The 25,546-nt window shown below is 66.1% G+C and carries 23 protein-coding genes, 3 tRNA genes, 1 other RNA gene and 1 pseudogene; 12 read left to right on the top strand and 16 right to left on the bottom strand.

What is annotated here, in order from left to right; genetic code table 11:
- Nucleotides 1-30 precede the first annotated feature (30 nt).
- Nucleotides 31-1,185 carry a PIN/TRAM domain-containing protein gene (locus tag KBY99_RS01055; RefSeq protein ID WP_254996797.1) on the bottom strand — a complete coding sequence of 385 codons (1,155 nt, stop codon included), beginning with the start codon at nt 1,183-1,185 and terminating at the stop codon, nt 31-33.
- 153 nt (nt 1,186-1,338) lie between these two features.
- Between KBY99_RS01055 and hemW the strand changes: the two are divergent.
- Nucleotides 1,339-2,541, top strand: a pseudogene (gene hemW / locus KBY99_RS01060) (radical SAM family heme chaperone HemW); the annotation flags it as partial.
- Here the strand turns inward: hemW and panB are convergent.
- Complete coding sequence (panB, locus tag KBY99_RS01065) at nt 2,492-3,331, bottom strand: 3-methyl-2-oxobutanoate hydroxymethyltransferase (RefSeq protein ID WP_315857928.1); 840 nt, start codon at nt 3,329-3,331, stop codon at nt 2,492-2,494. The pseudogene hemW and the gene panB sit on opposite strands and share 50 nt — an antisense overlap.
- A 45-nt stretch (nt 3,332-3,376) precedes the next feature.
- On the opposite strand from panB, the gene ffs reads away from it, so the two are divergent.
- Nucleotides 3,377-3,473: signal recognition particle sRNA small type (ffs, locus tag KBY99_RS01070), an RNA gene on the top strand.
- An 18-nt stretch (nt 3,474-3,491) separates the two neighbouring features.
- Here the strand turns inward: ffs and ftsZ are convergent.
- From ftsZ to glsA, 6 genes are all read right to left on the bottom strand, one after another.
- Nucleotides 3,492-4,631: a cell division protein FtsZ gene (gene ftsZ, locus KBY99_RS01075; protein WP_254996798.1), complete on the bottom strand. Its 1,140-nt coding sequence runs from the start codon at nt 4,629-4,631 to the stop codon at nt 3,492-3,494.
- 119 nt (nt 4,632-4,750) lie between these two features.
- On the bottom strand, nt 4,751-5,569 hold the full coding sequence (locus KBY99_RS01080) for a cell division protein FtsQ/DivIB (RefSeq protein ID WP_254996799.1): 819 nt from the start codon (nt 5,567-5,569) through the stop codon (nt 4,751-4,753).
- A gap of 22 nt (nt 5,570-5,591) precedes the next feature.
- The gene (locus tag KBY99_RS01085) at nt 5,592-6,002 is read right to left on the bottom strand and encodes a hypothetical protein (RefSeq protein ID WP_106501403.1); all 411 of its coding nucleotides are present in this window, start codon (nt 6,000-6,002) and stop codon (nt 5,592-5,594) included.
- A complete protein-coding gene (locus KBY99_RS01090) occupies nt 5,999-7,096 on the bottom strand; it encodes a D-alanine--D-alanine ligase family protein (protein ID WP_254996801.1) in 1,098 nt (365 codons plus the stop codon). Before KBY99_RS01090 ends, KBY99_RS01085 begins: the two co-directional genes overlap by 4 nt.
- A gap of 33 nt (nt 7,097-7,129) precedes the next feature.
- The gene (gene miaB / locus KBY99_RS01095) at nt 7,130-8,488 is read right to left on the bottom strand and encodes a tRNA (N6-isopentenyl adenosine(37)-C2)-methylthiotransferase MiaB (RefSeq protein WP_254996802.1); all 1,359 of its coding nucleotides are present in this window, start codon (nt 8,486-8,488) and stop codon (nt 7,130-7,132) included.
- A gap of 30 nt (nt 8,489-8,518) precedes the next feature.
- Nucleotides 8,519-10,432 (bottom strand): glutaminase A, encoded by a 1,914-nt coding sequence (glsA, locus tag KBY99_RS01100; protein ID WP_315857929.1) that lies wholly within the window; start codon nt 10,430-10,432, stop codon nt 8,519-8,521.
- A 111-nt stretch (nt 10,433-10,543) separates the two neighbouring features.
- Between glsA and KBY99_RS01105 the strand changes: the two genes are divergently transcribed.
- Both KBY99_RS01105 and KBY99_RS01110 read left to right on the top strand, forming a co-directional pair.
- Entirely contained in the window at nt 10,544-11,641 is a 1,098-nt protein-coding gene (locus KBY99_RS01105) for a dipeptide epimerase (RefSeq protein WP_254996803.1), read from the top strand.
- Entirely contained in the window at nt 11,635-12,696 is a 1,062-nt protein-coding gene (locus KBY99_RS01110; RefSeq protein WP_254996804.1) for a DUF1611 domain-containing protein, read from the top strand. The genes KBY99_RS01105 and KBY99_RS01110 overlap by 7 nt, the downstream gene beginning before the upstream one ends.
- 48 nt (nt 12,697-12,744) lie before the next feature.
- Here KBY99_RS01110 and KBY99_RS01115 read toward each other — a convergent pair.
- Together KBY99_RS01115 and KBY99_RS01120 are read right to left on the bottom strand one after the other, a co-directional pair.
- Nucleotides 12,745-12,817, bottom strand: a tRNA-His gene (locus tag KBY99_RS01115).
- A 73-nt stretch (nt 12,818-12,890) separates the two neighbouring features.
- Nucleotides 12,891-13,103, bottom strand: coding sequence for a hypothetical protein (locus KBY99_RS01120; RefSeq protein ID WP_254996805.1), 213 nt, complete (start codon nt 13,101-13,103; stop codon nt 12,891-12,893).
- 161 nt (nt 13,104-13,264) lie between these two features.
- Here KBY99_RS01120 and KBY99_RS01125 point away from each other — a divergent pair, with 161 nt between their 5' ends.
- From KBY99_RS01125 to KBY99_RS01135, 3 genes are read left to right on the top strand one after another with little or no spacing between them, the layout of a single operon-like run.
- A complete protein-coding gene (locus KBY99_RS01125; protein ID WP_254960900.1) occupies nt 13,265-13,636 on the top strand; it encodes a DUF4359 domain-containing protein in 372 nt (123 codons plus the stop codon).
- Nucleotides 13,636-14,916, top strand: a complete 1,281-nt coding sequence (locus KBY99_RS01130) for an amidohydrolase family protein (protein ID WP_254996807.1) — start codon at nt 13,636-13,638, stop codon at nt 14,914-14,916. The genes KBY99_RS01125 and KBY99_RS01130 overlap by 1 nt, the downstream gene beginning before the upstream one ends.
- Complete coding sequence (locus KBY99_RS01135) at nt 14,909-16,288, top strand: FAD-binding oxidoreductase (RefSeq protein WP_254996809.1); 1,380 nt, start codon at nt 14,909-14,911, stop codon at nt 16,286-16,288. Before KBY99_RS01130 ends, KBY99_RS01135 begins: the two co-directional genes overlap by 8 nt.
- Here the strand turns inward: KBY99_RS01135 and KBY99_RS01140 are convergent.
- The 5 genes from KBY99_RS01140 to murA all read right to left on the bottom strand — a co-directional run bounded on the left by KBY99_RS01140 (nt 16,272) and on the right by murA (nt 20,953).
- Nucleotides 16,272-16,730 carry a pentapeptide repeat-containing protein gene (locus KBY99_RS01140; RefSeq protein ID WP_254996949.1) on the bottom strand — a complete coding sequence of 153 codons (459 nt, stop codon included), beginning with the start codon at nt 16,728-16,730 and terminating at the stop codon, nt 16,272-16,274. The two genes, KBY99_RS01135 and KBY99_RS01140, sit on opposite strands and share 17 nt — an antisense overlap.
- 304 nt (nt 16,731-17,034) lie before the next feature.
- Nucleotides 17,035-18,315: a bifunctional folylpolyglutamate synthase/dihydrofolate synthase gene (locus KBY99_RS01145; RefSeq protein WP_254996810.1), complete on the bottom strand. Its 1,281-nt coding sequence runs from the start codon at nt 18,313-18,315 to the stop codon at nt 17,035-17,037.
- Nucleotides 18,305-19,519: an aspartate aminotransferase family protein gene (locus tag KBY99_RS01150; RefSeq protein ID WP_254996812.1), complete on the bottom strand. Its 1,215-nt coding sequence runs from the start codon at nt 19,517-19,519 to the stop codon at nt 18,305-18,307. Before KBY99_RS01150 ends, KBY99_RS01145 begins: the two co-directional genes overlap by 11 nt.
- Before the next feature lie 23 nt (nt 19,520-19,542).
- A tRNA-Leu gene (locus KBY99_RS01155) sits at nt 19,543-19,624 on the bottom strand.
- Between the two features lie 12 nt (nt 19,625-19,636).
- Nucleotides 19,637-20,953, bottom strand: coding sequence for a UDP-N-acetylglucosamine 1-carboxyvinyltransferase (murA, locus tag KBY99_RS01160; protein ID WP_254996813.1), 1,317 nt, complete (start codon nt 20,951-20,953; stop codon nt 19,637-19,639).
- Nucleotides 20,954-21,105: 152 nt separating this feature from the next.
- Between murA and KBY99_RS01165 the strand changes: the two genes are divergently transcribed.
- The 5 genes from KBY99_RS01165 (at nt 21,106) to trpC (ending at nt 24,679) form a co-directional block, all read left to right on the top strand.
- Nucleotides 21,106-21,189: transfer RNA gene (locus KBY99_RS01165), tRNA-Leu, on the top strand.
- Nucleotides 21,190-21,197: 8 nt separating this feature from the next.
- Nucleotides 21,198-21,446, top strand: a complete 249-nt coding sequence (locus KBY99_RS01170; protein ID WP_254960893.1) for a hypothetical protein — start codon at nt 21,198-21,200, stop codon at nt 21,444-21,446.
- Between the two features lies 1 nt (nt 21,447).
- Nucleotides 21,448-22,287, top strand: coding sequence for a TrmH family RNA methyltransferase (locus KBY99_RS01175; RefSeq protein ID WP_254996814.1), 840 nt, complete (start codon nt 21,448-21,450; stop codon nt 22,285-22,287).
- A gap of 38 nt (nt 22,288-22,325) precedes the next feature.
- Nucleotides 22,326-23,786, top strand: a complete 1,461-nt coding sequence (gene lpdA / locus KBY99_RS01180; protein ID WP_254996815.1) for a dihydrolipoyl dehydrogenase — start codon at nt 22,326-22,328, stop codon at nt 23,784-23,786.
- A gap of 5 nt (nt 23,787-23,791) precedes the next feature.
- Nucleotides 23,792-24,679, top strand: a complete 888-nt coding sequence (trpC, locus tag KBY99_RS01185; RefSeq protein WP_254996816.1) for an indole-3-glycerol phosphate synthase TrpC — start codon at nt 23,792-23,794, stop codon at nt 24,677-24,679.
- 205 nt (nt 24,680-24,884) lie between these two features.
- Here the strand turns inward: trpC and rpsD are convergent, their stop codons facing one another.
- The gene (gene rpsD / locus KBY99_RS01190; protein ID WP_106501418.1) at nt 24,885-25,493 is read right to left on the bottom strand and encodes a 30S ribosomal protein S4; all 609 of its coding nucleotides are present in this window, start codon (nt 25,491-25,493) and stop codon (nt 24,885-24,887) included.
- Between the last annotated feature and the right edge of the window lie 53 nt (nt 25,494-25,546).

Genomic DNA, 25,546 nt, shown 5'->3' on the forward strand with positions numbered 1-25,546 from the left:
CCGCGGTTGATGGAAGCAGGTCTGCGGAGCCTAGCGGGGGCCGTCCGCCTGCGGATTGGCCTTGCTGCGCTCTTGCCGTGGTTTGCGCTTGGCGGTGGCCTCCCCATTGGCCTCGGCTGGGGCTCCGTCGCCCCGGGCGAAAACAATCCGGCCAGTGGGGTTTTGCAGGGCTCCGGTGACCACCACCGGCAGCCGCTCGCCAATGCGGCCCCTGGCGCCTTCCACCACCACCATGGTGCCGTCGTCGAGGTAGCCCACGCCCTGATCGGCCTCCTTGCCATCGCGGGCGATCTTGAGCTGCAGCTCGTCGCCAGGCTGCACCTCGGGCCGCAGGGCGATCACCAGCTCGCTGAGGTTGAGCACCTTGAGATCCTTCACCTCAGCCACCTTGGCCAGGTTGTAGTCGGCGGTGAGCAAGGTGCCGCCGGTGTCGGCGGTGAGCAGCAGCAGCTTGTCGTCGACGCCGTTGCCTTCGTAGCGGGTGCTGTTGACCACCAGCCGCCGGCCGTACTGCTCGCGCAGCTCGCTCAGCAGCTTGAGGCCGCGGCGGCCCCGGCCGCGCTTCTCGGCGTTGCCCGAGTCGGCCAGGGCCTGCAGCTCATCGATCACGCTCTGGGCCACGATCACCTGGCCCTCCAGCAGCCCTGAGGCGAGCAGGCCGCGGATGCGGCCATCAATGATCACGCTGGTGTCGAGGATTTTGGCGCTGGCCGGTTGCAGCACCCCATCGGCCACCAACATCGCCTCCGTGCTGCTGGGGTTGAACAGGCGCAGCAGGGTGCGGCCATGCACCTCGGCCAGGTTGTAGCCCGATACGCCGAAAAAGACGTTGCTGAGCACCGCCGCCAACGGTTTGACGAAGATCACCTCCCAGGGCAGGGGCAGCAGCAGGATTGGCGCCAGCAGCAAATTGGCCACCAGCAGGCCGAGGATCAAGCCCACGGCGCGGCTTACCAGCAGGTCGGTGGGCATGGTGCGCACCTGCTGCATCAGCTTGCGCCGCAGCTGCTGGAAGAAAACTCCAGCGATCACCCCAAAGAAGGCACCGAAGCCGCCCATCACGGTGCGCAGCCCTTCTGGTTTGTCCACCTGCAGCAGCAGCTGCTCGGGCAGCAGGTCTACCCCAAGCCAGCCGGCGGCGGCGCCAGAGATCACAAACAGGATCAGGATGAGGGAGTCCACCATTCCCGTCGTGCGTGGCTACCCAACTGATCTGGGGTGCAGCATGCCTGATTTCGGTGCCTTTGGCCTGAAGGGGTTTCCGCACCTGTTGTTGTGACTGCTCAATTTCCCCATCCAGTTCCAGTCCCAGCCCCAGCTCCTGGCCCGGCAGCCGCCCTGCTCTGGCCGCCGCGCAGTGCCTATTTGCACATCCCCTTTTGTCACCGGCGTTGCTTTTATTGCGACTTTCCGGTGGTGCCCCTGGGCGACCTTGCCGGCGGCGAAGCGCCGGCTCCGGGGTCGGCCTCGATTGCGGCCTACCTCAGCCTGTTGCTGCAGGAGATTGCCGCCTCGCCCCCCGGCCCCCCGCTTGCCACGGTGTATTTCGGTGGCGGTACGCCCTCCCTGCTGACGCCCCCCCAGCTGGAGTCCCTGCTGGCGGCACTGAGCTGCCGGTTTGGCCTGGCTCCTGGAGCTGAGATCAGCCTGGAGCTTGATCCAGCCAGTTTTGACCAGGATCGCCTGGCTGGCTATCTGCAGGCCGGGGTAAACCGGGTGAGCTTGGGCGGCCAGAGCTTTGACGATGCCGTGCTCGCCGGGCTGGGCCGCCGCCACCGCGGCGCGGACCTGCTGGAGGCCGCCGGCTGGCTGGCCCAAGCCCTGGGCGGCGGGGCCCTCAGCAGCTGGAGCCTGGATCTGATCCAGGGTCTGCCGGGTCAGGACCTGGGCCACTGGCGCCGCCAACTGCGGCAAGCCATTGCCCTGGCACCGCCCCACCTTTCCGTCTATGACCTCACCCTGGAGCCCGGCACCGTGTTTGCCCAGCGCCACGATCGCGGCCAGCTGCAGCTCCCCGATGCCGACCTAGGCGCCGACTTGATGGAGCTCACCTGGGCCGAGCTCAGCGCCGCTGGCTACGGCCACTACGAGATCTCCAACTACGCCCTCCCCGGCCACGCCTCCCGCCACAACCGCGTCTACTGGAGCGGCGCCGGCTGGTGGGGCTTTGGGATGGGAGCCACCGCGGCGCCCTGGGGTGAGCGCCTGGCCCGGCCGCGCACCCGCGAGGCCTACGCCGACTGGTTGGCCCAGCCGGGCTCGCCGCCCGCTAGCGCTGGTCAGGCTTGCCCAGGAATGCCGCTAGATGAGCGCTTGCTGGTGGGGTTGCGCCGCCGCGAGGGGGTGTCCATGCCCGCGCTGCTGGCCCAGGCGGGGCTGGGGCCAGCGGCGCTTGTGGCCTTGCACAGCCACTTGGAGTCCTGGATAGGTGAGGGGCTGCTGCGGATTGAGGGGCCCCGCTGGCGACTCAGCGATCCAGCTGGCCTGGCCCTCAGCAATGGGGTGCTGCGGGAGCTACTGGCTTGGTGGCAGGAGCAGGAGCAGTTGCTTGGGCAGGGTGACGCTGGCTGGCGATCCAGCCCTGCAGCGCTGCCACCCCCAGGGCACGACCCTGCAACAGCGGCGGGCTGAAGGGGGGCTGGCGGCTGGTGAGCCCCAGCAGGTCTGCCGTGACCCGAACCTGGCCATCACAGCCCTCGCCGGCGCCGATGCCTATCACCGGTAGATCCAATTCCTGTTGCAGCAAGGCCCCCAAATCGGCGGGCACGTGTTCAAGCACTAGGGCGAAGCAACCCGCTGCCTGCAGGGCCAGGCCTTGGCGCCGCAGCCGCTCGCGGCTGACCTCATCGTTGCCCTGGCGGCGGTAGCCCAGCCGATGCACCGACTGGGGGATCAGGCCGATGTGGCCCATCACCGGTATGCCGCTGCGCACCAACCGGTCGATCACGGCCAGGGTCTCAGGCTCGGCGCCTTCAAGTTTCACGGCGGCGGCGGGGGTCTCCTTGAGCACCCGGCCGGCGGCAGCTACTGCGTCATCTGGGTTGCACTGATAGGTGAGGAAGGGCAGATCGCAAATAAGCAGGGGCATCTGCCCAGGGCCGCAGCTGCTGGATAGGCCGCGGGCCGTGGCTCGGGTGTGGTGCAGCATCTCCTCGAGGGTCACCGGCAGCGTGGTGGCGTGGCCCAGCACGGTCATCGCCAGGGAATCCCCCACCAGCACCGCATCAGCGCCCGCCTCGGCCACCAGAGCGCCAGAGAGGGCATCCCATGCCGTAAGCATCGTGATCGGCAGGCCAGCCTGCTTGCGGCTCGCCAGATCAGCGGGGCGCAGGGGCACGGGCTTCGGTGCGAGTGATGCCATTGCTAACATCTAATCGACTCGGACCCATGCGGCTCTGACGCCCAAATCTGGTCAGGACCGGAAGGGAGCAGCCACACGGGATGCTCAGGGCAGGCGTGGAATCCGGGTCACCCCAATCACAAACCGCTGACTAACTGTCCTGGGTCTGGCGGTTGAGCAGGAAGGGAGGGATTTTGGCGCCCCTTTCCTCATTGGTGCTGTTGATCAGGGGAGTTCCGGCAAAGCTGACCACGGTGCGCTCGGTGCGGTAAGGGGCGCCGCTCTCGAAGCCGGTGGCGATCACGGTCACGTGGATTTCGCCCTCGAGGCGTTCATCCACGACGGCACCCACAATGATGTTGGCGTCAGGATCGACAACCTCGTAGATCACTTCAGAGGCGGTGGTCATGTCCTCGAGGGTCATGTCTTTGCCGCCGCTGATATTGATCACACAACCCTTGGCACCGTCGATGCGGGCCGATTCCAGCAGGGGGCTGCTCATCGCCGCCTGAGCCGCCTCAAGAGCGCGGGAGCGGCCGGAGCCCACCCCGATGCCAAGCAGGGCGGTGCCGGCGCCAGCCATCACCGAGCGCACGTCGGCGAAGTCGACGTTCACCAAGCCAGGCCGGGTGATGATGTCGCTGATTCCCTTAACGCCCATCCGCAACACGTCATCGGCGGCGCGGAAGGCCTCTTGGAGGGGGGCGCCGGCAATGGCATCGCGCAGGCGATCGTTGGGGATCACGATCAAGGTGTCCACGCTCTCGGCCAGCCGGGCAATGCCCTCTTCGGCCTGACGCAGCCGCTTGCGACCTTCAAAACCGAAGGGCTTGGTGACGATGCCTACGGTGAGGGCACCAACTTCCTTGGCGACCTCGGCAAGGATTGGTGCTGCGCCGGTGCCGGTGCCGCCACCCATGCCAGCGGCGATGAAAACAAGGTCGGCACCCTGCAGTGATTCCTGCAGTTCGGCCCGGGACTCTTCCGCAGCCTTTTGGCCGATTACCGGATTACCGCCGGCACCTAGGCCGCGAGTCAGTTTTTGTCCGAGCTGGATGCGCTTCTGCGATGCCGACTGCAGCAGCGCCTGAGCGTCGGTGTTCAGCACCCGGTAGCCCACACCCTGGAGGTCGGAGGCAATCATCCGGTTCACCGCATTGCTGCCGCCACCGCCGACCCCGATCACTTCGATGCGTGCCGACTGGCTCGGCACAATCTCCCCTGAAACGCCGCCCAAGGACGGATCGTTTGAGGCTTGGACACCGTTTGACTGGGAAGAGCTTTGGGTCATAGCGGCATCAGGGGTGGCGGTGCGAACAATCGGCGAATGCATTATGTCGGCGTTTCCTTGCCTGGTTCAGGAGAGTGTCTCACCTTTGCGGGTTTCCTGGCATGTCTCTGCTGGATTCCTTACGGCTCCCTGCTGGCCGCAGCCTGTCTACGGGTGGCGGGTAGGCCCAGCTCGGGTTGTTCTGGATCGCTGAGATCGATGGATTGCAGCTGGCGGCCCTTCACCTTTGCCGGCAGTTCCTGTTGCAGGTGACGGAGCACTTCAAGGCGCCGCCCCAATTGGGCATCAGCCGGCCCGAGGCGCACCTTGCCGAGCCGCTTGCTCTGCAGCCACAGGCTGCTGTCTGGTTCAAAGCGGATCTGGCTGATATCGCCACCAAGCCGCCCCCGTTGTTCGAGCACCAGGGCGAGGGCCGGGCGGTAGCGAGCCTGCCAACCCAGCACCAGTAAGCCGGCACTGGCTTTGGCTGCGGCCCCCTGGCCCTGGCCAATGCTCATCCAGTGGCCGAGTCGATCGACATAGCCCTGCTCGCTTCCCTTGGCGGTGCGTCGCTGGGCCCTGGCTACCGCCTGGCGGTCGACCAGTTCAACCCGCAGCCGCGGCGGTGCCATCAGCCGACTCACCCGCACCTGTTCCACCGGCAGGGCACCGGCCAGCACATCGGCGATGCGTTTGGGGTGCAGGCCCAGCAGGGGTTGGGGAAAAGTCAGGCGGACGGCTTGCACCACCTGGTCGGCTCCCACTTGCTGGCTGCCCACCACCTCCACCTGGTCGGGGCCGCTTAGTACCCAGCCCTGACGCAGCAGGCCGTAGCCCAGGCCGCCGGCGAGGGCTAGCAGCACAAGGAACCGCCAAAGATTGCGCAGGCGCTCTCGGCGCCGCTGCTGGCGCAGTTGGCGCCGCCGCTCCGATCCAGGTGGGAGAGGGGAGGCACTCACCGAAGCAGGCTCAACTCCTGGCTCACAATTCGCAGCGCGAGCGCGACATCAGCTCATCGATCCAGCGCCGGGCCCGCTCTGAATCGGCGAAGGGCAGGTCTTTTTGTTCGCCACCACCCACTAAGCGCAGTCGGCAAGCCCCCTGGCTCTCTTCGGTGAGGGGCGCCTCGCCCGAACCCAGCGAAAGCAGCTCAACCAATTCGAGCTGCTTAATCACAAAAAAGTCATCTTGCTTTAGTTGACCGGCTTCGAAGGAGCACCAACTCAGCAGGCCATCCACCAGCCGGGCGCCGCCGCAGCTGTCGAGTTTGGCCAGCTCGGAGCCCTCGGCCCATTCGCGAAACAAGCGCTGCCGCCGCCGCTCGAGCCAGCCCAGGGCGGTGAGCAGTACGAACACTAAAAGCAGCGGCAGCCAAAGCAGGCCGTGACTCATGTCGAAGGGCCTCCGCTAGATACCTGGAGATGCCATTGTCGGGCCCCTTCGATCAATTCGCGCACCAAGGTGGGCAGGGCCACACCCGTGGCGGCCCAGAGCATCGGGTACATGCTCTGGCTGGTAAAGCCCGGCAGGGTGTTGATCTCGTTGAGCCACAGTTCGCCACTGGCTTCGCAGAAGAAGAAGTCAACCCGCGAAAGCCCCATGGCACCAACGGCCTCACAGGCCTCGATCGCCATGCCCCGGCAGCGTTCAGCCACCGCCTCTGGCACCAGCGCCGGGATCACGGTGTGGCTTTTGCCCTCGCTGTATTTGGTTTCGTAGTCGTACCAATCGGCTTCAAAGCAGATTTCGCCCAGCACCGAGGCCTGCAGGGGCAGGTGGCCGCCGCCCCGCACCGCGCATTCCAGCTCGCGGGCCGTCACCCCCTGCTCCACCACCAGCCGCGGATCAAGGGCGGCGGCAAGCTTCAGACCGGCCTGCAGGCTGGCCCGATCAGTGGCCTTGCTGATGCCCACCGAAGAGCCGAGGTTGGCTGGTTTCACGAAGCAGGGGTAGCCGAGCTGGCTCTCCAGCTGGTCGAGCAGGGCGTCGTCGTTTTGGGCCGCTGCGCTCGCTGACACGCAGGCATAGGGCACCTGGGGCAGGCCGGCGGCGGCGAAGGCGGCCTTCATCGCCTGCTTATCCATGCCCACCGCCGAGCCCAGCACGCCCGAACCCACGTAGGGAACCTGCATCAGGGTGAACAGGCCCTGGATCGTGCCGTCTTCGCCGTTGGGGCCGTGCAGCACCGGCAGCCACACATCGATCTCCAGCGCGCCGGCAGGTAAGCCCCGGAAACCAGGCGGCGGCAGCGGTTGGGGCAGTTGCTCGAGCCGGGCCGGGCTGCCCTGGCGCAGCACAGCATCGGCCAACTCAGCTCCCCACCAGCGTCCTTCGGGGTCGATGTAAAAGCAATGCAGCGCGTAGCTCGACGCGTTTTCGCCATCCCGCACGGCCGCCGCCACCGTGATGGCGGAACGGATTGAGACGGCGTGTTCGCCGGAGGCTCCCCCAAAGATCAGACCAACGGCGATGGGGGTGGGAGTCATGCCAGCCGGTATGGGACCCAGGGGGCCCAAAACTCAGGCCAGTTTGCCGCTCAAGGAGAAGGCGCGCACCTCTTCGATTTGCACCGTTACTAGGTCGCCCGGTTTGATCGGGCTGCCATGGGCGTTTTGGCCGGGGAAAAAGGTGAGCCGGTTGGTGCGGGTGCGGCCCATCACCTGATTGGAGTTTTTGGGATTGCTGCTTTCCACCAGGATCTGCTCACAGCGGCCGGCGTAGCGGTTGCTGCGCTGCTGGGCGGTGCGCTCCACCAGGGCGTTGAGCTCCTGCAGGCGTTCCACCTTCACCGCCTCGCTGAGCTGGTTTGGCCAGTCGGCTGCTGGGGTGTTGGGCCGCGGCGAGTAGGCGGCGGTATTCACCAGGTCGAAGCCGATCTCCTCAATCAGGGCCAGGGTGCGGCGGTATTGGGCGTCGCTTTCGCCGGGGAAAGCCACGATCGCATCGGCACTGATCGAGGCATCGGGCATGCGCTCACGGATGCGCTCAACGATGCGGCGGTAGCGATCCACCGTGTAGCCGCGGGCCATGGCTTTAAGCACGTCATCGTCGCCGCTCTGGAAGGGCACATGGAAGTGCTCGCACACCTTGGGTAGGTCGGCGCAGGCATCGATCAGCCGCTCGGTGAAGTAGCGCGGGTGGCTGGTGGCAAAGCGGATCCGCTCAATTCCGGCCACGTCGTGGACGTGATGGAGCAGGTCGGTGAGGGTGTGGGCGCGGCGGCCTTCGGGGGTGATGCCGGGCAGGTCGCGGCCGTAGGCATCGATGTTTTGGCCCAGCAGGGTGATCTCCTTGAAGCCTCGTGCCGCCAGGCCCTGCATTTCGAGCTTGATCGCTTCGGGCAGCCGCGACTGCTCCTGGCCGCGCACCGAGGGCACCACGCAGTAGGTGCAGCGCTCATTGCAGCCGTAGATCACATTCACCCAGCCGCATACCTGGCTGTCGCGGCGAGCGGTGGTTATGTCTTCAAGGATGTGCTGCTCACCGGTGGCTAGCACCTGCTGACCCTGCTCCACCTGGGCCAGCAGGGTGTCGAGCCGATTGGCGTGCTGGGGGCCCATCACCAGATCCAGCTCGGGCACCCGCCGCAGCAAGGATTCGCCCTCCTGCTGGGCTACGCAGCCCGCTACCACCAGGGTGAGGTTGGGGTTGATTCGCTTGCGTTGGGCCTGGCGGCCTAAGTAGCTGTAAACCTTCTGCTCGGCGCTATCGCGGATTGTGCAGGTGTTGTAAAGCACCAAATCGGCGCTGTGCTCGTCAGTGCCGGCCCGGTAGCCCATGGCTTCCAGGATCCCGGCCATGCGCTCGGAATCCGCCTTGTTCATCTGGCAGCCAAAGGTGGTGATCCAGTAGCTGCGCTGCGCCTGTGTCGCCGTCATCAATCCAGTTTCCGATATCGCTGGACCAACTCAGAGATCTTCCACAAGGGTTAGCTGCTGTCCGCAAAGGGCCACCTTGCGTCCCAGATCAATGGCTAGCTGGGTGAGCAGGGCGATCGCTGCGGCGGGATTGTCCTCCTGGAGCTCTTCGAAGGCGCTGCGCTGCAGGAGCCAACAGCTGCCATCGGTATCGGCCACCACATCGGCCATCCGGAGCTCTCCGCTGAAGAAGGCAGCATCGCCAAACACCATTCCCTCGGAAAACGTGGCCATCCGGGCCAGCCTTGACGGAGCTTCCGGCCGCAATATCGGCAAGAAGATGCTGAAACGACCGGAGGCCACCAGGAACAGCTGATCGCTCTCCTGTTGACGCCCCATCACCAGCGTGCCGGCCGCATATTGGCGGAGTTCAAGCCGCTCCGTGATCGCCTCGCGCAGATCGGCTGCGAGCGGTGCCAGCAGCCCAAGCAGGCCGACATCAGTTGGTGTTCCCTTCTGCGGGGCCGCCAGGGCGGCACTCCCTTCACCGGCACTGCCTTCACCAGCACTCTCCTCACCGCAACTGATCTCAAGCAGCAGGTCTTCGGCGGCTTCCAGGGCCAAATCCAGGCTGGCGTAAGTGAATTTTTTACGACTGAGGGCTGCTGGTAGTTCCAGATGGCTGCTGCGGCAGAGCAGAAGTTGCTTGCCCGCCGTCTGCAGGAGCTCTGCCTGACGCTGTAGCAAAGCTTTGCTGGCGGCCGGTAGTTCGCTGACCTGACCGAGATCAAGGATGATCACGGCGCCATCGGTTGCTGCCTGCTCGATGCTTCCGAGAACGTTTTCCAGCGCGGCGAAATCCAGCACCCCTTGGGCATGAAGCACCTTGATTTGCGATCTCAGGGGATCGATAACTTCGGCTTCAGCGGTGCTGCGCCAGCGACGGGAGCGCCGCTCCGTGCCCTTGTAGGTGCTGCGCACCGGCGACTGCTGCAGGGGCGTTTGGTCAAAGAGGTGGAGCTCCAGGGCTTGGGATAAACGCCGGCAGGTGGCGATGCCGCGCACGCTGTTGCCGAAGGCATCGAGCCTTGGCGAGTAAACCGCGATGCCGAGCCGGCCCGGCACCACCGCAAGCACCCCGCCGCCGACTCCGCTCTTGGCCGGCATCCCCACGTCGTACAACCACTGCCCGGCGTAGTCGTACATCCCGCAGCTGCCCATGACGGCGAGCATGCGGGTGGTGATGGCCGGATTGAGGGGTTCGTCCTGGGTGAGCGGGTTGCGCCCTTGGCAGGCGAGGGTGGCGGCCATCACGGCAAGGTCCCGGCAGGTGACCCCGATCGAGCACTGGCGGAAATAGAGATCGAGGCCCGGCTCTGGCTCCTCCTCGATCACTGCAGCGTTGCGCAGCAGGTGGCTGATCGCCCGGTTGCGATGTCCGCTGGCCCGTTCGGATTCATAGACCGACTCATTCACCGCTAAGGGACGACCGGCCAGGGTGGAAAAGAACTCCAGGGTGAGGGCCTCGGCCCGGCCTGGATCGTGGCGCCACACCTGGGCTGCCGTGGCGATGGCACCGGCATTGATCATCGGGTTGCGGGGAATGCCGGTGCGTGGATCCAGGCTGATGGCGTTGAACGCATCGCCCGAGGGCTCCACCCCCACCTTTTTCTCCATGAACGACGGGGAGAGCAGGCTCAGCGCCAGCCCATACATAAAGGGCTTGGAGATCGACTGGATCGTGAAGGTCTTCTCCCAGTCCCCCACGGCATAAACCCTGCCATCGGCGGTTGCCAGAACGATTCCAAAATCCTCTGGATTCGCTTTGGCCAGCTCGGGGATGTAGTCAGCCACCTCGCCCTCACGGCAGTCACGCAGGTCTTCCAGCTGCTGCTCAAGCAGTTGTTGGATCAGGGAGGAGCGGATCGGTGCGCTTGAGCTCGGTGCCTTTGTGATACCCGTGATCGCGAATTGCTAATGGTGATCCTGGGCTGTGTTGGCCCCAGGGGCTTGTTCACAGGCAACCTTTGGTCCATGCCAGCTTGGAGGCCCATTCCAGGAAAGGCCGCGGAAGCCATGCGCCTGAGCCTGCAACGCTTTCAGCTCACCAAGGCCGTGCCCCTGGCCATCAGCCGCGGCACGACGGCTGCGGTGGAGCACCTGCTGGTGAGCCTTGAGCACGACGGGCTCACGGGCATAGGCGAGACCGGCGGCTTTGAAACCGGCCACCGCCATTACGACATCGATGCCGTTGCGGCGGAGCTGGAGGCGGTTGCCCCCCAGCTGGCCGCCCGGGCGCCTGAGCCCCTGCAGGCCCTGGAGCCCCTGCTGGCCGCCCTGAGCCCCCCGGCCCGTTGCGGCTTGGATCTGGCCCTGCACGACTGGTGGGGCAAAAGGTTGAACCAGCCCCTGCACCGGCTCTGGGGCCTGGATCCAGGCGCCTGTGTCGCCACCAGCGTCACCCTGGGCTTAGGTACGCCCGAGGCTGTCCTGGCGCGGCTCGAGCGCTGGTGGCTGCAGTTGCCTGCCACCCGCATCAAGCTCAAGCTGGGCAGCCCCGCCGGCATCGCCCACGACCTGCCCTTGCTGGAGGGGGTGGCTACCGCCCTTGAGCAGCGGTGCCAGCAGACGGGTAGCGCCTGCGAGCTGCAGGTGGATGCCAACGGGGGCTGGGATCTGGTCACAGCCCGGGCCATGCTCGAGCCCCTGGAGCGGGCCGGCGTGGTGCTGCTCGAGCAGCCCCTGGCGCCCCTGCTGGATCCGGAGGCTGACAGCGCTGGTTTTGCGGCCTTGCATGGCGAATCTCCCCTGCCCCTGGTGGCCGATGAGAGCTGCTGGCAGCTGGCCGATCTGCTGCGGCTGGCCCCCCACGTAGATGGCATCAACATCAAGTTGCTCAAGAGCGGTGGCCTCAGCGAGGCCCTGCTGCTGGCCCAGACGGCTCGCCGCCTGGGTTTAGGGGTGATGGTGGGGTGCTACTCGGATGGCGCCCTGCTCAATGGCGCCGCAGCCCAGCTGCTGCCCCTAGTGACCTGGCCCGATCTCGATAGCCATCTCAACCTGGTGGACGATCCCTTCACGGGATTGACCCTGGAGGGAGACGTGCTGATTCCGCCAGCGGGCCCCGGCCTTGGCATCAATCTGGGTATCTCCATGGGGCAGTCGTCATGTTGAGCCCAAGCGCTCCGGTCGTGCTGCTGCAGCACGGCGGCCTCAACGACCTCAGCGGTAAGACCGGTTTGGCGATGCTGCGCTATCGCAGTGGGCCGATCGTGGCGGTGATCGATCCGGCTTTCGCTGGCTCCGACCTGCAGCAGGTGAGCGGCATTGAGCGGGCTGTGCCGGTGGTGGCTGATATGGCGGCGGCCCTGGCCTACGGGCCCGAGGTGGCGGTGGTGGGGCTGGCCCCCTCCGGTGGCCGTCTGCCACAAGCGATGCGGGCCGATCTGCTGGCGGCGCTGGAGGCGGGGCTGAACCTGGCCAGTGGCCTGCACAGCCGCCTTGGCGATGATCCCGAGCTGGCTGCCGCCTGCAGCCGAGCCGGCCAGTGGATCTGGGATCTCCGCCAGGAGCCGGCTGGCTTGGAGGTGGCCGCAGCGCGAGCCGCTGCCCTGCCCTGCCGCCGGGTGCTGGCCGTGGGTTCGGATATGGCCGTGGGCAAGATGAGCGCCTGCTTGGAGTTGCAGGCTGAAGCCAGGCGCTGCGGCCTTGACGCCCGCTTTGTGGGCACGGGTCAGGCGGGCATCTTGATCAGCGGCCAGGGCGTGGCCCTCGATGCCGTGCGGATTGATTACGCCGCCGGTGCCGTGGAGGCGGCCGTGCTGGCCGCCTCCGTTGGGGCCGGGCCGCAGGCGTTGCTGCTGGTGGAGGGCCAGGGATCGCTTTGCCATCCGGGCTCCAGCGCCACCTTGCCCCTGCTGCGCGGCAGCCAGCCAACCGATCTGCTGTTGGTGCACCGCGCTGGCCAGAGCCACGTGCGCACCCGGCCAGGGGAGGTGCCGGTGGCGATCCCGCCCCTGGCCGAGTTGATCGCGGCGCTTGAGGCTCTGGCAGCTTTGGGGCGTCCCGATGGCCTGCGGCCGCGGGTGCGGGCCGTGGCGCTCAACACCGCCCGATTGGAAGCCGCCGCAGCTCAGCTTGCTGTTGACGCCACCGCGGCCGAGCTCGGCTTGCCTTGCGCCGATCCGGTGCGGCATGGGGCTGGGGTTTTGCTGCAGGCGCTGCAGTAGTCACAAAAAAGCCGCCCCAAAAGTGGTGGGGACGGCTAGGGAATCAAGGGCGAGCGAGGGGATTCGAACCCCCGGATGGCGGCACCACAAGCCGCTGCCTTAACCGCTTGGCGACGCCCGCCGCGCCTTTGGAATGTAGCAAGTCGTGGCCTGTCAAGGCTTCTCACCCGTTGCGGCGACCTGCTTCAGCCCAGCTACCGCGGCCTCAGCCACAGGATCGGAATTGCTACCAGGCAGAGAATCCCGGCGCCTGTTTGCAGTTCGGGCAGCACGCCGGCCACTGGCACCAGCAGCGGCGAGCGCAGCCAGGGCCCGACTAGGTCGCGTAGAAATGCTGCTGAGTTGGTGTCGAGCAGGGCTGCTGCCAGGGCAGCCAGAAAGGCCGTGCCAATGAGCTTCTGGTCCATGCCCTTGAGCCTGGGCCCGCATTAGACAGGACGTTGAGGGTTGGCGCAAGGCGCCTGCCGTGGCGAGCAAAGGGTGCCAACCTTAATTGCCTGCAACTTTGCACCGTTTGGTCTGCCGTTCGGACACCCCGGCCCGCTTTGCATGGGCGCCTGGCTTGATCATGCTCGGCCTAGCCGCTGGCGGGCTTGCCCTCACCAATCCATCCCCTGCCGATTTCCGCGCCTACGCCGGTGATCGCCTAGTGGAAGAGATCAGCAAGGAGCTCTGCGGCGATGGCGGCGTGCCGGTGCTGTTGCGGATGGCGATCAACAACTGTGTGGGGCTTGTTCAGGCCCAGCGAGCGGCCTTGGCGGCCGTGGTGCTCAGCCACACCCGCCGCCGCAGCTACGGCCTGTTGAGTGTTTTCGAAAGTGAGCTGGGCGGCCAATCGCTGCTGCGCTGGCAGGTGCCGCGCTTTCGCTCCACCGTGGTGGGCGTAGCCGGTCAATTTGTGTTGATCAGCGCTGCCACCGACCGTCCCGAGAGCCCTTAGTGAAGCTGCGCCTGCCCCGGGGGCTGCTGGATCCGCGCCTGGGCGGAGCCGAGTTTCGCGCCGATGCGGATGGGCTGGTGTCCCTGAGCATCGCTTTCGAGGCGGGACGGATCACGGCCATTTCGCCCCTGCCCGCCCAGGCGGCGGCGGCCAGCCTGCCCCTGGCCCTAACTCCCCTGATTGAGCCCCATGCCCACTTGGATAAGGCTTTCAGCGCCGCCGCCTTTCCCAACCGGGAGGGCACGATGGCGGCGGCCTTAGCTGCTAACCAACGCGAATACGCTCAGCGCAGCGTTGAGCAGGTGGCTGAGCGGGCTGAGCGGGCCTTGGAGCGGGCCTGGCGCAACGGCGTGCGGGCGATCCGCAGCCATATCGATAGCGTGGGGGCTGGGGCCGAACCCAGCTGGGAAGCCCTGTTGGCGGCCCGTGAGCGCTGGCGCGAGCGGCTGGAGCTGCAGCTGGTGGCCCTGGCACCAATGGCCCATTGGCTCACGGCGGAGGGGCAGTCCCTGGCCCGGCGGGTGGCCGCTGGCCAGGGGCTGCTGGGTGGGGTGATCGGGCCGCCCTATGGCCAGGGTGCCGCTAGCCGCAACGCCGACCGCGAGGCCCTGCTGGCCCTGCTTGACCTGGCCGAGCGCCATGGTTGCGGGGTGGATCTGCACGTTGATGAGGCCGATGCCTGCCCTGGCGAGGGGGTGGCGATGGTGGCCCAGTTGGTGTTGGAGCAGCGCCGCGCCGTGGCGATCACCTGCAGCCACGCCAGCAGCATGGCCCTGTTGCCGCCACACAACTGTGACCGGCTGGCGGATCGGCTAGCCGCCGCCAACATCGCCGTGGTAGCTCTGCCCACCTCCAATTTCTGGCTGCTGGGACGCCGGCCCGGGCGCACCCCCTGGCGGCGGCCCCTGGCACCGATCCGCAGCCTGCAGCAGGCGGGCGTGAGGCTGGCTATCGGCGGCGACAACGTGCAAGACCCCTGGTATCCAGGTGGTGATTTCGATCCCATTGAGCTGCTGCGCTGGTCGGCGCCGCTCTGCCAATTGGTGCCCTGGCAGCGGCTGGGCCTGGCCCCCTTCAGCACCGCCGCTGCAGCGGTGCTGGAGCTGGCCTGGGATGGGGTGGTGCGGCTTGGGGCCCCAGCCGATTTAGTGCTGCTTGGGGCTGGTAGCTGGGGGGAGCTGCTGGCCCGGCCGCCCCAGAGGCGGATATTGCGTCAAGGCGTCTGGCTGCCGCCGCCCGAAACTGAGAAACCTTCCCCCCTTTTGCCACCCCATGGCTGAGCGTTGCCCTGAGGACCAGATCACTGCTCTGGCAGCTGAGCTGCGCCGGTTGGATTCGGCCCTGCCGCTGCTCGGGGCCGAGTCGCCGCTGGAGCTGGAGCGGCTCTCCCGCGACTACTACGACTACTCGCCGGTGCTGGTGCCCCTGCTGCAGGGCTGCCGCGCCCAGCTGGTGGCCAGAGCCACCACGGTGGAGCAGGTGCTGCTGGTGGCAGGAGCCTGTGCTCGCCAGGGCGTGCCCTTGACGGTGCGGGGTGCCGGCACGGGCAACTATGGCCAGTGCGTGCCGCTGCAAGGCGGCCTGGTGCTGGATCTCAGCGGCCTCAATCAGCTGCGCCAGCTGGATGAAGCCACCGGGGTGCTCGAGGTGGAGGCAGGCGCCTTGATGGGGGCGATCGAGAAGCAGTTGGCCCCCCGGGGCCGGGCCCTGCGGCTGGTGCCCAGCACGGTGCGCAGCGCCAGCATCGGTGGTTTTATCGCCGGTGGCTCCGGCGGCATCGGCTCCCTGCGCTGGGGTTTTCTGCGCGATCCCGGCAACCTGCTGGGTCTGGAGGTGGTAACCCTTGAGCCCGAGCCGCGGCTGCTGCAGCTCGATGCTGCCGCCAGCGCCCCGCTCAACCACGCCTACGGCACCAATGGCATCATCACTGCCCTGCGGCTGCCCACCAGCGAGGCGGTGGTTTGGCAGCAGCTGGTGGTGGGTTTCGAGCAGTGGGGGCAGGCCCTGGCGGCGGCCCAGGCCCTTACAAGCACGGCCTTTGAGCTGAATGCCATCACCGTGCTGGAGGCGCCGCTGGTTAGCCAGCTCCCCTGGCCGGCGGGCTGTCCGGCGCCCGAGCCTGGTGAGCAGCGCCTGTTGTTGCTGGCCGCCCCCGCAGCCCTGGAGGTGTTGCCGAGCTGGCTGGCGGCCCGGGGCGGAGCGCTGCGCTGGCACGCTCCCCAGGGCCAGAGCCGGGGGCTGCCGCTGCGGGAGCTCAGCTGGAACCACACCACCCTGCATTGGCGCGCCCAGCATCCGGATTGGACCTACCTGCAGATGCTGCTGCCCCAGCCGGAGGCCCCCTGTCTGGAGCGCCTGCGGCAGCAATGGGGCGACGACCTGCTTTGGCACCTGGAGGCCGTGAGGCAGCAGGGTGCGGCCCGGCTGGCGGCCCTGCCGCTGCTGCGCTGGCGCGGCGAGGAGGCCCTGCAGCAGCTGCTAGACGATTGCCGCCGCTGCGGTGCCGTGTTGTTTAACCCCCACGTGATCAGCGTCGAAGATGGTGGCTTGGGTGTGATCGATGCCGACCAGGTGGCAGCAAAGGCCGCCTACGACCCGGCCGGCCTGCTCAACCCAGGCAAATTGCGCGGCTGGCTTAACAGCCCAGGCTGAGGCGGGTGTCGGCGCCTGTGATCGGGTTGGTGCCTTCGGCATCGCGGCAGAGGGAGCGCTGATCCACCCGGTCGATCAGGGCGTCGCTGAAGTCGGCATCGGTGACGTTGGCGCCGCGGAAGCTGCTGCCTGAAGCGATGGCCCCGGTGAGAATGGCTCCGCTGAGATCGGCTCCGGAGAGGTCCACCTTGTCCATCAGGGTGCCGCTGAGATCGGCGCCGGCGAAATTGGCATTGGGGAAGGCCGCCTGGGTGAGGATCGCCCCGTGCAGATCGGCGCCGCTGAAGTTGGCGTGCCGTCCGGTGGCCCCAGCGAAGGAGGTATTGGCTAGATCCTGGCCGCTGAAATCCTGCTCGTTCTGGTTGGTGAGCGTGTAGTCCACGCCGGAGAAGTCGGCCGCTGCCGGCAGTGGAGAAAGCAGTAGAGAAAGCAGTTGAGACATCACCAGCAGCAGCCCCAGGGCTAGGGAAAGGGCCACTGATTTCCCTATTGATTTCCCTATTGATTTCGCCACTGATTTGGCTCCTGGCTGGGCCGCTGAGAGGAGCTCGAAGATGGGAGCCATGGGGATGGGCCGCGGGACCTCACTTTGGCCTGGATGGTGTGGGGTGGCTGATCTGGCCAGCGCGGGGTGGTGGATGCGTGATTTATTGCTTGACTTAGGCTTAGCTTAGCTAAGTGCTAAAAACATGTTTAGGTACGGTCGCGCCTCGATGCCGGGCCGCTGGCGATGAGTAGCAGCAGGATCAATCGAAATCAAAAGTTCCTTGGCTTGCAACTTGGGCTTGGCCTGCTGTGGTTGCTGCGCTTCCGGTAGTCGTAAGCAGCTGGCCGAGCAGGTAGAGCGAGCCGGCCACCACGATGCGTCCGGAGCAGGTTCCCGCAAGGGTCAGGCCCGCCTCGAGGCTGGGGGCGCTGTGCAGCTGGCTAGCGAGTCTGGGATTGGCGGCGGTAAGGGCTTCAAGGCTCCAGCAGGCGTGCCCCGGCACCGGCACGATCCAGGCCCGGTCGCCTGGGGCCAGCAGGGCCGCGGCTATCTCCGGCCCCTGCTTGTTGGCCAGCATGCCAAGCAGCCAGTAGCGCGGGCCGGAGACCAGGCCGTGCCGCTCGGGATGGGCGTCGAGTTCGGCGCGTAGGGCGAGGGCGGCCGGCAGGTTGTGGGCGCCATCGAGCAGTAGGGGTAGGCCGTGCCAGCTCAGTTGTTGTAGTCGGCCTGGCCAGCGGGCTGCTGCGAAACCGCGGCGTATAGCTGGGTCGTTGACCGGCCAGCCCCGCTCCTTTAATGCCCGCAGCAGGCCCAGGGCGACGGCGCCATTGGCGGCCTGCACGGCTCCTGAAAGCCCCAGGGTCCACTGGTTGAGATCCAGCGGCTCCACCCAGCGGAGTTCGGCTCCCACTGCGGCGGCGTGATCGCTCAGCACCGCCGCCACCTCCGGGCTCTGGGGAGCGCTAACTGCCACGGCCCCCGGTTGGAGCACGCCGGCTTTTTCGGCGGCAATCGTGGCTGGATCCGGCCCGAGGAACTCAGCGTGGTCGAGCCCCACCGAGGCAAAGCCGATCACGGGCCGGTGGGAATGGCAGGTGGTGGCGTCGAGCCGGCCCCCCAGTCCCACCTCCAGCACCACCAGCTCCAGATCCGCTGCCGCGAAGGCCAGGAAGGCCGCGGCGGTGACCAGCTCAAACGGTGTTAGCTGGTGGCGTTGGGCGATCGGCGTGGCGGTTTCCAGGTGGCGGCGCAGGCATGGCGCGGCGATCGGGTCATGGCCAAGCCGGATGCGCTCGGTCCAGCTCACCAGGTGCGGCGAGGTGTAGAGGCCGGCGCGGATGTCGGCGGCCAGCAGGGCCTGGTGCACCAGGGTGCAGATCGAGCCCTTGCCGTTGGTGCCCGCCACCTGCACGGCGGCAAAGCGGCGCTCGGGGTTGCCAAGCTCGGCGAGGGCGGCCTGGAGGCGATCGAGTCCCAGGTCGACGCCGCGGCGGCTGAAGGGCTCGATCAGGTCGGCGAAATTGTCGAGCTCAGTGCCCACGGCTGAGTAGGGCGCGCTCGAGGCGGTCGACGGCCAGGCGCAGGTGGCGGGGCTGGATCACCAGCGGGGGCACGAAGCGCACCACCCGTGGGCCGGCGGACACCAGCAGCAGCCCCTGCTCCATGGCCGCCTTGACGATGTCCGGAGCGCTTGGGGCCTCTTCGCGCAGCACTAGGCCTTGCAGGAGCCCCCAGCCCCGCACCCCCTCCAGCAGGGTGGGATGACGGCTCACCAGCTGGGCCAGTAGCTCTTGCAGCAGTGCGCCCATCCGCTGCACGTGGCTCAGCAGGTCGCGCCGCTCTAGTTCGGCTAGCACGGTGAGGCCGGCGCGGCAGGCGAAGGGGTTGCCGCCGAAGGTGCTGGCGTGTTCGCCGGGGCGGAAGTGATCCACGGAGGCTTTCACCGCCAGGGCACCGATGGGGATGCCGCCGCCGAGGCCCTTGGCCAGGGTGATCGCATCGGGCTCGACGCCCAGCTGCTCGTAGCCCCAGAGCTGGCCGCTGCGGCCAACGCCGATCTGCACTTCATCGAAGATCAGCAGGATGTTGTGGGCGTCGCAGAGCTCCCGCACCCGCCTAAAAAAGGCCCTGTTGCCGGGATGCACGCCGCCTTCGCCCTGAATTGGTTCGAGCAGCACGGCGGCCACCCGCGGACCTTCCACTTCGCAGGTAGCGAGTAGGGCTTCAAAGGCGGCAGTGTCGTTGTAAGGGAAGTAGCGGAAGCCCTGCACCATCGGCTCAAAGCCCTGGTGGTACTTGGGCTGACCCGTGGCCGTAACCGCAGCCAGGGTGCGGCCGTGGAAGCTGGCCTGGGCGGTGAGGATTAGGGGCGCCTTGCCGTCGCCAGTGGTGATGCCCCTCACCGTGTGGCCGTGCTTACGGGCCAGCTTGATGGCGGCCTCATTGGCCTCAGCGCCGGAGTTGCAGAAGAAAACCCGATCCAGGCAGCTGCTGGCGGTGATCGCAGCGGCGAGTTCCTCCTGCTCGGGGATTCGATACAGATTGGATACGTGTTGCAGCTTGCCCAGCTGGCGGCTTAGGGCCCGCTTCAGCCGCCCGTCGCTGTGACCGAGGGTGCAGACGGCAATGCCGGCTACACAGTCGAGATAGCGCTTGCCATTGCTATCCCAAACCCAGACTCCCCGGCCTCGGGTGAGGCTGATCGGGAAGCGGGCGTAGGTGTCCATCACGGCTGAGGCAGACATGCCTGAGTGGGTGATGGGCGAGATGGGAGCGGTGGGACTCGAACCCACAAACCCGAAGGCGCTCGATTTTGAGTCGAGTCCGTCTACCAATTCCGGCACGCTCCCGCAGTTGAGAGCTTAAGCCGCCGAGCTGACACGCTCAATGTTGGCACCGGCGGCATTGAGCTTGCCCTCAAGATTGGCGTAGCCACGGTCTAGGTATTCGAGGCCGCGCACGCTGGTGATGCCGTCCGCGGATAGGCCAGCCAGCACCATGGCGGCGGAGGCGCGCAGGTCGCTGCCTTGCACTGGAGCACCACTGAGGCGGGCCACCCCTTCCACAAAGGCGGTGTTGGCCTGCATGCGGATGTGGGCACCCATGCGTTGCAGTTCGCCCACGTGCTGCAAGCGATTTTCAAAGATGTTTTCGGTGATCACGCTGGTGCCCCGGGCCGTGGCCAGCAGGCTCATGAAGGGGGCTTGCAGGTCGGTGGGGAAGCCGGGGAATGGCTGGGTGCGCAGGTCAACTGCATTGATCTGATCGGCCTTGATGGTGAGCCCGACGCCGTCGTGCTCCAAGGTGCAACCCGCCTCCTCGAGCTTGGTGAGCACGGCGCCAAGGTGATCTGGGATCACTGGGGTTACCCGCAAATGGGAGCGGGTGATGGCTGCTGCCAGTAGAAACGTGCCCGCTTCGATGCGATCTGGGATCACGGCGTAGTCGGCTCCATGCAGGCGATCCACACCCACGATCGTGATCGTGGAGGTACCGGCGCCGCGCACCTTGGCACCCATGGCGATCAGCAGGCCTGCTAGATCAACCACCTCTGGCTCAAGGGCGGCGTTGTCGATCACCGTCTCGCCATCGGCGAGCGCGGCCGCCATCATCAATGTCTCGGTGGCGCCAACGCTGGGGCAGTCCATGTGGATGCGGCCGCCCGTGAGGCGATGGCCGCTGCCCGGCACCACGGCGGTAACGACCCCGTGCTCAATGGTGACCTGGGCGCCCAGGGCCTTGAGACCTTTGACATGCTCGACGACTGGCCGGGTGCCGATCTGGCAGCCGCCTGGAAGGGGCACCTTGGCCATGCCAGTGCGGGCCAGCAGGGGGCCAATGCAGAAGAAGCTGGCCCTCAGGCTATTCACCAGCTCGTAGGGGGCTGTAGAGCTATTGATTGAGTCGCCCTTTAATTCCAGTGCGTCACCATCACGGTGGACCTGACCGCCAAGGCTGCTGAGCATCTCGCCCATGGCGGCGATGTCGGTTAGCGGAGGGACGTTTCTCAGTCGGATAGTGTCCCTGGTCAAAAGACATGCAGCCATCAGCACCAAGGCTGAATTCTTGGCACCACTCACTTGCAGCTCACCGGAGAGGCGCCGGCCGCCCCGGATTTCAAGCTGGGGACTTTGAAGATAATGGATCTTGTTTGGTGATTGGACAGCGATCAGACCCATGGAACGACTGCCAGCTCACGTCGCAGCATATTGACAACAAATTGTGAGACCGTCTAGCCGACCGCCGCCGGAACTGGCTCCGACCGCTGGTGCGGGTTGCCGATGGCGTATGTTCTCTTCGTTGCAGCGAGCTCCGCTCTAGCGACAGCCACGCGGATGTGGCGGAATTGGTAGACGCGCTAGTTTCAGGTACTAGTGGCAGCAATGTCGTGGGAGTTCAAGTCTCCCCATCCGCATTTTTCTCATGATCGTTCTCAAGATCTCAAACGCTTCCGAGGTGATGGCCTCGAAGTTAGGCAAATTCCTTGAGAGCCTTACCCCCGACAGCCTTGATCAATCCACGATCGAGGACATTGTCATCAAGAAATTGGTCGAAAACCTCCATGCTGAAGGTCTGAAGGGTGAGGTCGCCTCGGTGCGTGGTCTCGATTTAGACGGCAAGGAGCTCGTAGTGCACGACGGTTTGAATGTGCGCCGTCACCAGGCTTTCTGAAGTGATCCCTAGCGATGGCTTGGGTGCTGCCGAGCCGCTCACTAGCCGCCGCAACCCGCTGGTTAAGCAGCTGCGTCTTCTGCAGGAGTCTCGCGGTCGCCGTGAGCAGGGGTTGCTGCTGCTTGAAGGCACCCACCTCCTGCAGGAGGCGGTCCGTCTAGGGCTTCAGCCCAGGGACGTTTTGGCTACCGCCGCTTGGCTAGCTGACCATGGCGAGCTGGTGGCAGCCCTGCCTCCAGGCTGCAGTTGGCGACTGGTGAGTGGTGAGGTGCTGGAGGCCATAGCCACTACCCAGCATCCCGACGGAGTGGTGGCCAGCCTGCTGCCGCCGACGGCAGCGGCTCCAGGCACAGCCAGCTTTGTGCTGGCTCTTGATGGGATTCAGGATCCCGGCAACCTCGGCACCTTGATGCGCACTGCCTTGGCGGCGGGGGTCGGGGCCCTGTGGCTGGCCGATGGGGCTGACCCATTTCAACCAAAGGTGTTGCGCGCCTCGGCGGGGGCTGCCTTGGCCCTGCCCCTGGTGCGAGAGAGCAGGCAGGAGTTGGCGGAGCGGTTGCAGGCGGCAACGGCCGCCGGCCTGCAGCTTGTGGTTGCGGTGCGCCCCGAGACCGGATCGGTGCCTGTTATTTCGGCACCTCTTCCCTATTGGCAGCTCGATTGGACCCGGCCCACGGTGTTGCTGCTTGGCAATGAGGGGGCTGGGGTGTCAGCGGAGCTCCAGGCCCTGGCCAGCCAGCGCGTCACCATTCCCCACAGCCCAGCGGTGGAATCCCTCAATGTGGCCGTGGCGGCAGCTCCGCTACTGCTCGAGCGTCTGCGCCAGCAGGCTGGAGCTTGACGGGGGAGAATGCCCGTCAACAACCGCAGTGCTGCCCGGTGAGCGACGCCCCCCTTGATGGTTCGAGTTTCGATTACGACGTGATCGTGGTCGGTGCCGGCTATGGCGGCTTCGATGCGGCTAAGCACGCTGCCGACCATGGCCTGCGGGTCGCCATTGTTGAGTCGCGCGACATGGGCGGCACCTGTGTGAACAGGGGCTGTGTGCCCTCCAAGGCCCTGCTGGCGGCCAGCGGCCGGGTGCGGGAGCTGGCCGACGCCGAGCATCTGGCGGGCTTTGGCATCCACGCCGCCCCAGTGCGCTTTGAGCGTCAAAAGATCGCCGACCATGCCAACCAGCTGGTGGCAACTATCCGCAGCAATCTCACCAAAACCCTGGAGCGCGCCGGTGCCACGATCCTGCGGGGTCAGGGCCGTCTGGCCGGCCATCAGCAGGTCACGGTGCGCGAGAGCGGCAGTGGCATCGAGCGCACCATCAGCGCCCGCGATGTGATTCTGGCTACTGGTTCTGAGCCTTTCGTGCCCCGCGGCATCGAGACCGATGGGCGCACCGTGTTCACCAGCGATGAGGCGGTGAACCTCGAGTGGCTGCCCCGCTGGCTGGCGATCATCGGCAGCGGCTATATCGGCTTGGAGTTCGCTGATGTCTACACGGCCTTGGGCTGTGAGGTCACGATGATTGAGGCCCTCGATCGGGTGATGCCCACCTTCGATCCCGACATCGCCAAGCTTGCTGCCCGCACCTTGATCAATGGCCGTGATATCGACGCTCGTGCCGGTGTGCTGGCCCGCAAGGTGACCCCCGGCTGCCCGGTGAAGATCGAGCTGGCAGACATGGCCACCAAGGAGCTTGTGGAAACCCTGGAGGTGGATGCGGTGCTGGTGGCCACTGGGCGTGTGCCCACTAGCGCCGAGCTCAACCTGGCTGCCGTTGGTGTGGAAACGGAGCGGGGCTTCGTGCCAGTCGACGAGCAGATGCGGGTGCTGGTGGGAGGTGAGCCGGTGCCGCACCTTTGGGCCGTAGGCGATGTGACCGGCAAGATGATGCTGGCCCACACCGCTGCCGCCCAAGGCACCGTGGCCGTAGACAACATTCTTGGCCACGGCCGCCAGATCGACTACCGCTCAATCCCAGCGGCTACCTTCACCCACCCGGAGATCAGCTCGGTGGGCCTGAGCGAAGCCGACGCCAAAGCCCTTGCTGAGCAAGAGGGCTTTGAGCTGGGCCTGGTGCGCAGCTACTTCAAGGCCAATTCCAAGGCCCTGGCTGAACTCGAGGGCGAAGGCCTGATGAAATTGCTGTTCAACAAAGCCAGCGGTGAGGTGCTGGGCGCCCACATCTTTGGTTTGCATGCGGCTGACCTAATCCAGGAGATCGCTAACGCCGTGGCCCGCCGCCAGAGCGTGTTGCAACTGGCCACCGAGGTGCACACCCATCCAACCTTGAGCGAGGTGGTGGAAGTGGCCTACAAGCAAGCAGCCATGGCGGTGGCAGGCTGAGCACCATGGAGATCCGTCGCCGGCCGCCCAACCCCAAGGTGAAGGTGGCCTTTCTCGAATACGCCATCCGCCACGAGGACAGCGAGCCACGTCACATTCTTGAGCAGATCCTCTGGGAGAAGGATCGGGAGATAACGGCCGCCCGGGAGAGGGTGCCCTTGGAGAAGCTCAAACAGCAGGTGGCTGAGCTGCCGGCGACCAGGGATTTTTTGGCGGCCCTGCGGGCCTCCTGCCGTAAGCCGGCGGTGATCGCCGAGGTTAAAAAAGCCAGCCCCAGCAAGGGCGTGATCCGCGAGGATTTCGATCCTGAAGCGATTGCCAAGGGCTACGCCGCCGGTGGTGCTAGCTGCCTCTCGGTGCTCACCGATAAGCAGTTTTTCCAGGGTGGCTTTGAGGTGCTGGTGCAGGTGCGCCAGGCGGTGGATCTGCCCCTGCTCTGCAAGGACTTCATCCTGAGCCCATATCAGCTATTTCAGGGCCGCGCCGCCGGGGCCGATGCGGCCCTGCTGATCGCCGCGATTCTCAGCGATCAGGATTTGGCTTACCTGCTCAAGGTGGCCAGGGCTCTGGGCTTGGCCGTGCTGGTGGAGGTGCACGACGGCGAGGAACTAGAGCGGGTGCTGGGCCTTGATGGTGTGCAACTTATCGGTATCAACAACCGCGATTTGGCCAGCTTCCATACCGATCTGGCCACCACCGAGCAGCTCACTGCCATTTATGGCGAACGCATCCGCGCCAAGGGCTGCCTGCTGGTGAGCGAGTCGGGCCTGTTCACCCGCGACGACCTCGACCGGGTACAGGGTGCTGGCGCCGATGCGGTGCTGGTGGGAGAAGCGCTGATGCGTCAGGCCGATGTGACCGCCGCCCTGGAGACCTTGATCGGCAGCGTCTGATGATCGGCAGCGTCTGATCTTTGTGTTTGCAATGCTTAGCTAAACCAAGGCTTAGCTAAGTACTGGTTTAGCTAAGAAGCGCGCAGGTTGGGCGCTGCCGCCACCCCAGCCGCTACGCCGGTCGCTACAAAAATGAATGCAACAAAAAGCCCCCGCCACTGGGCGAGGGCTTGGGGAGTTCGGGGCCGCCGCAGCAGCCAGTCGCTCACACCTTGCGGGAGTAAAACTCAACCACCAGCAGTTCGTTGATCTCAAGGGCGACCCATTCGCGCTCGCACTTGCTGATCACCTTGGCGACGAGCTTGTTCTTATCGAGCTCCAGGTGGGGCGGGATGTTGGCCAGACCCGGGAAGGCCAAGTTGCCTTCAGCCAGTTGCTTGCTCTGCTTGCGCTCGCGCACGGCGACCACATCGCCGGCCTTGCACTGGTAACTGGGGATGTCCACGACGCGGCCGTTCACGGTCAGGTGGCCATGGTTCACCAGCTGACGGGCGCCGGGGACGGTGGGCCCAAAACCCAGACGGAAGCAAACATTGTCGAGACGGTTCTCGAGCAGTTTCAGCAGGTTGGTACCCGTGGAACCCTCTTGGGCCCGGGCTTTCTTCACGTAGCGAACCAGCTGACGTTCGGAGATGCCGTAGTTGAAGCGAAGCTTTTGCTTCTCTTCGAGGCGGATGGCGTATTCGGAGCGCTTGCGACGGGCTTGGCCGTGCTGACCGGGGGGATAAGACCGCTTGGCGGACTTACGGGTGAGACCGGGAAGGTCTCCCAAGCGCCGCGTGATCCTCAGGCGAGGGCCGCGGTAGCGAGACATGAAAACAAATTCAAAGGACGAAGTACCTCCCTTGGGAGGCAAGGCGCTGCGGT

This window comes from Cyanobium sp. Maggiore-St4-Cus, assembly GCF_024345615.1.
GTDB lineage: Bacteria > Cyanobacteriota > Cyanobacteriia > PCC-6307 > Cyanobiaceae > Cyanobium_A > Cyanobium_A usitatum.

What these genes read in the sequence shown, in the direction of transcription:
- KBY99_RS01055 (WP_254996797.1), bottom strand. Translation starts at nt 1,185, where the DNA reads ATGGTGGACTCCCTCATCCTGATCCTGTTTGTGATCTCTGGCGCCGCC.
- ftsZ (WP_254996798.1), bottom strand. Translation starts at nt 4,631, where the DNA reads ATGACCCAAAGCTCTTCCCAGTCAAACGGTGTCCAAGCCTCAAACGAT.
- KBY99_RS01085 (WP_106501403.1), bottom strand. Translation starts at nt 6,002, where the DNA reads ATGAGTCACGGCCTGCTTTGGCTGCCGCTGCTTTTAGTGTTCGTACTG.
- KBY99_RS01090 (WP_254996801.1), bottom strand. Translation starts at nt 7,096, where the DNA reads ATGACTCCCACCCCCATCGCCGTTGGTCTGATCTTTGGGGGAGCCTCC.
- miaB (WP_254996802.1), bottom strand. Translation starts at nt 8,488, where the DNA reads ATGACGGCGACACAGGCGCAGCGCAGCTACTGGATCACCACCTTTGGC.
- KBY99_RS01105 (WP_254996803.1), top strand. Translation starts at nt 10,544, where the DNA reads ATGCGCCTGAGCCTGCAACGCTTTCAGCTCACCAAGGCCGTGCCCCTG.
- KBY99_RS01110 (WP_254996804.1), top strand. Translation starts at nt 11,635, where the DNA reads ATGTTGAGCCCAAGCGCTCCGGTCGTGCTGCTGCAGCACGGCGGCCTC.
- KBY99_RS01120 (WP_254996805.1), bottom strand. Translation starts at nt 13,103, where the DNA reads ATGGACCAGAAGCTCATTGGCACGGCCTTTCTGGCTGCCCTGGCAGCA.
- KBY99_RS01125 (WP_254960900.1), top strand. Translation starts at nt 13,265, where the DNA reads ATGCTCGGCCTAGCCGCTGGCGGGCTTGCCCTCACCAATCCATCCCCT.
- KBY99_RS01135 (WP_254996809.1), top strand. Translation starts at nt 14,909, where the DNA reads ATGGCTGAGCGTTGCCCTGAGGACCAGATCACTGCTCTGGCAGCTGAG.
- KBY99_RS01140 (WP_254996949.1), bottom strand. Translation starts at nt 16,730, where the DNA reads ATGTCTCAACTGCTTTCTCTACTGCTTTCTCCACTGCCGGCAGCGGCC.
- KBY99_RS01150 (WP_254996812.1), bottom strand. Translation starts at nt 19,519, where the DNA reads ATGTCTGCCTCAGCCGTGATGGACACCTACGCCCGCTTCCCGATCAGC.
- murA (WP_254996813.1), bottom strand. Translation starts at nt 20,953, where the DNA reads ATGGGTCTGATCGCTGTCCAATCACCAAACAAGATCCATTATCTTCAA.
- KBY99_RS01170 (WP_254960893.1), top strand. Translation starts at nt 21,198, where the DNA reads ATGATCGTTCTCAAGATCTCAAACGCTTCCGAGGTGATGGCCTCGAAG.
- trpC (WP_254996816.1), top strand. Translation starts at nt 23,792, where the DNA reads ATGGAGATCCGTCGCCGGCCGCCCAACCCCAAGGTGAAGGTGGCCTTT.
- rpsD (WP_106501418.1), bottom strand. Translation starts at nt 25,493, where the DNA reads ATGTCTCGCTACCGCGGCCCTCGCCTGAGGATCACGCGGCGCTTGGGA.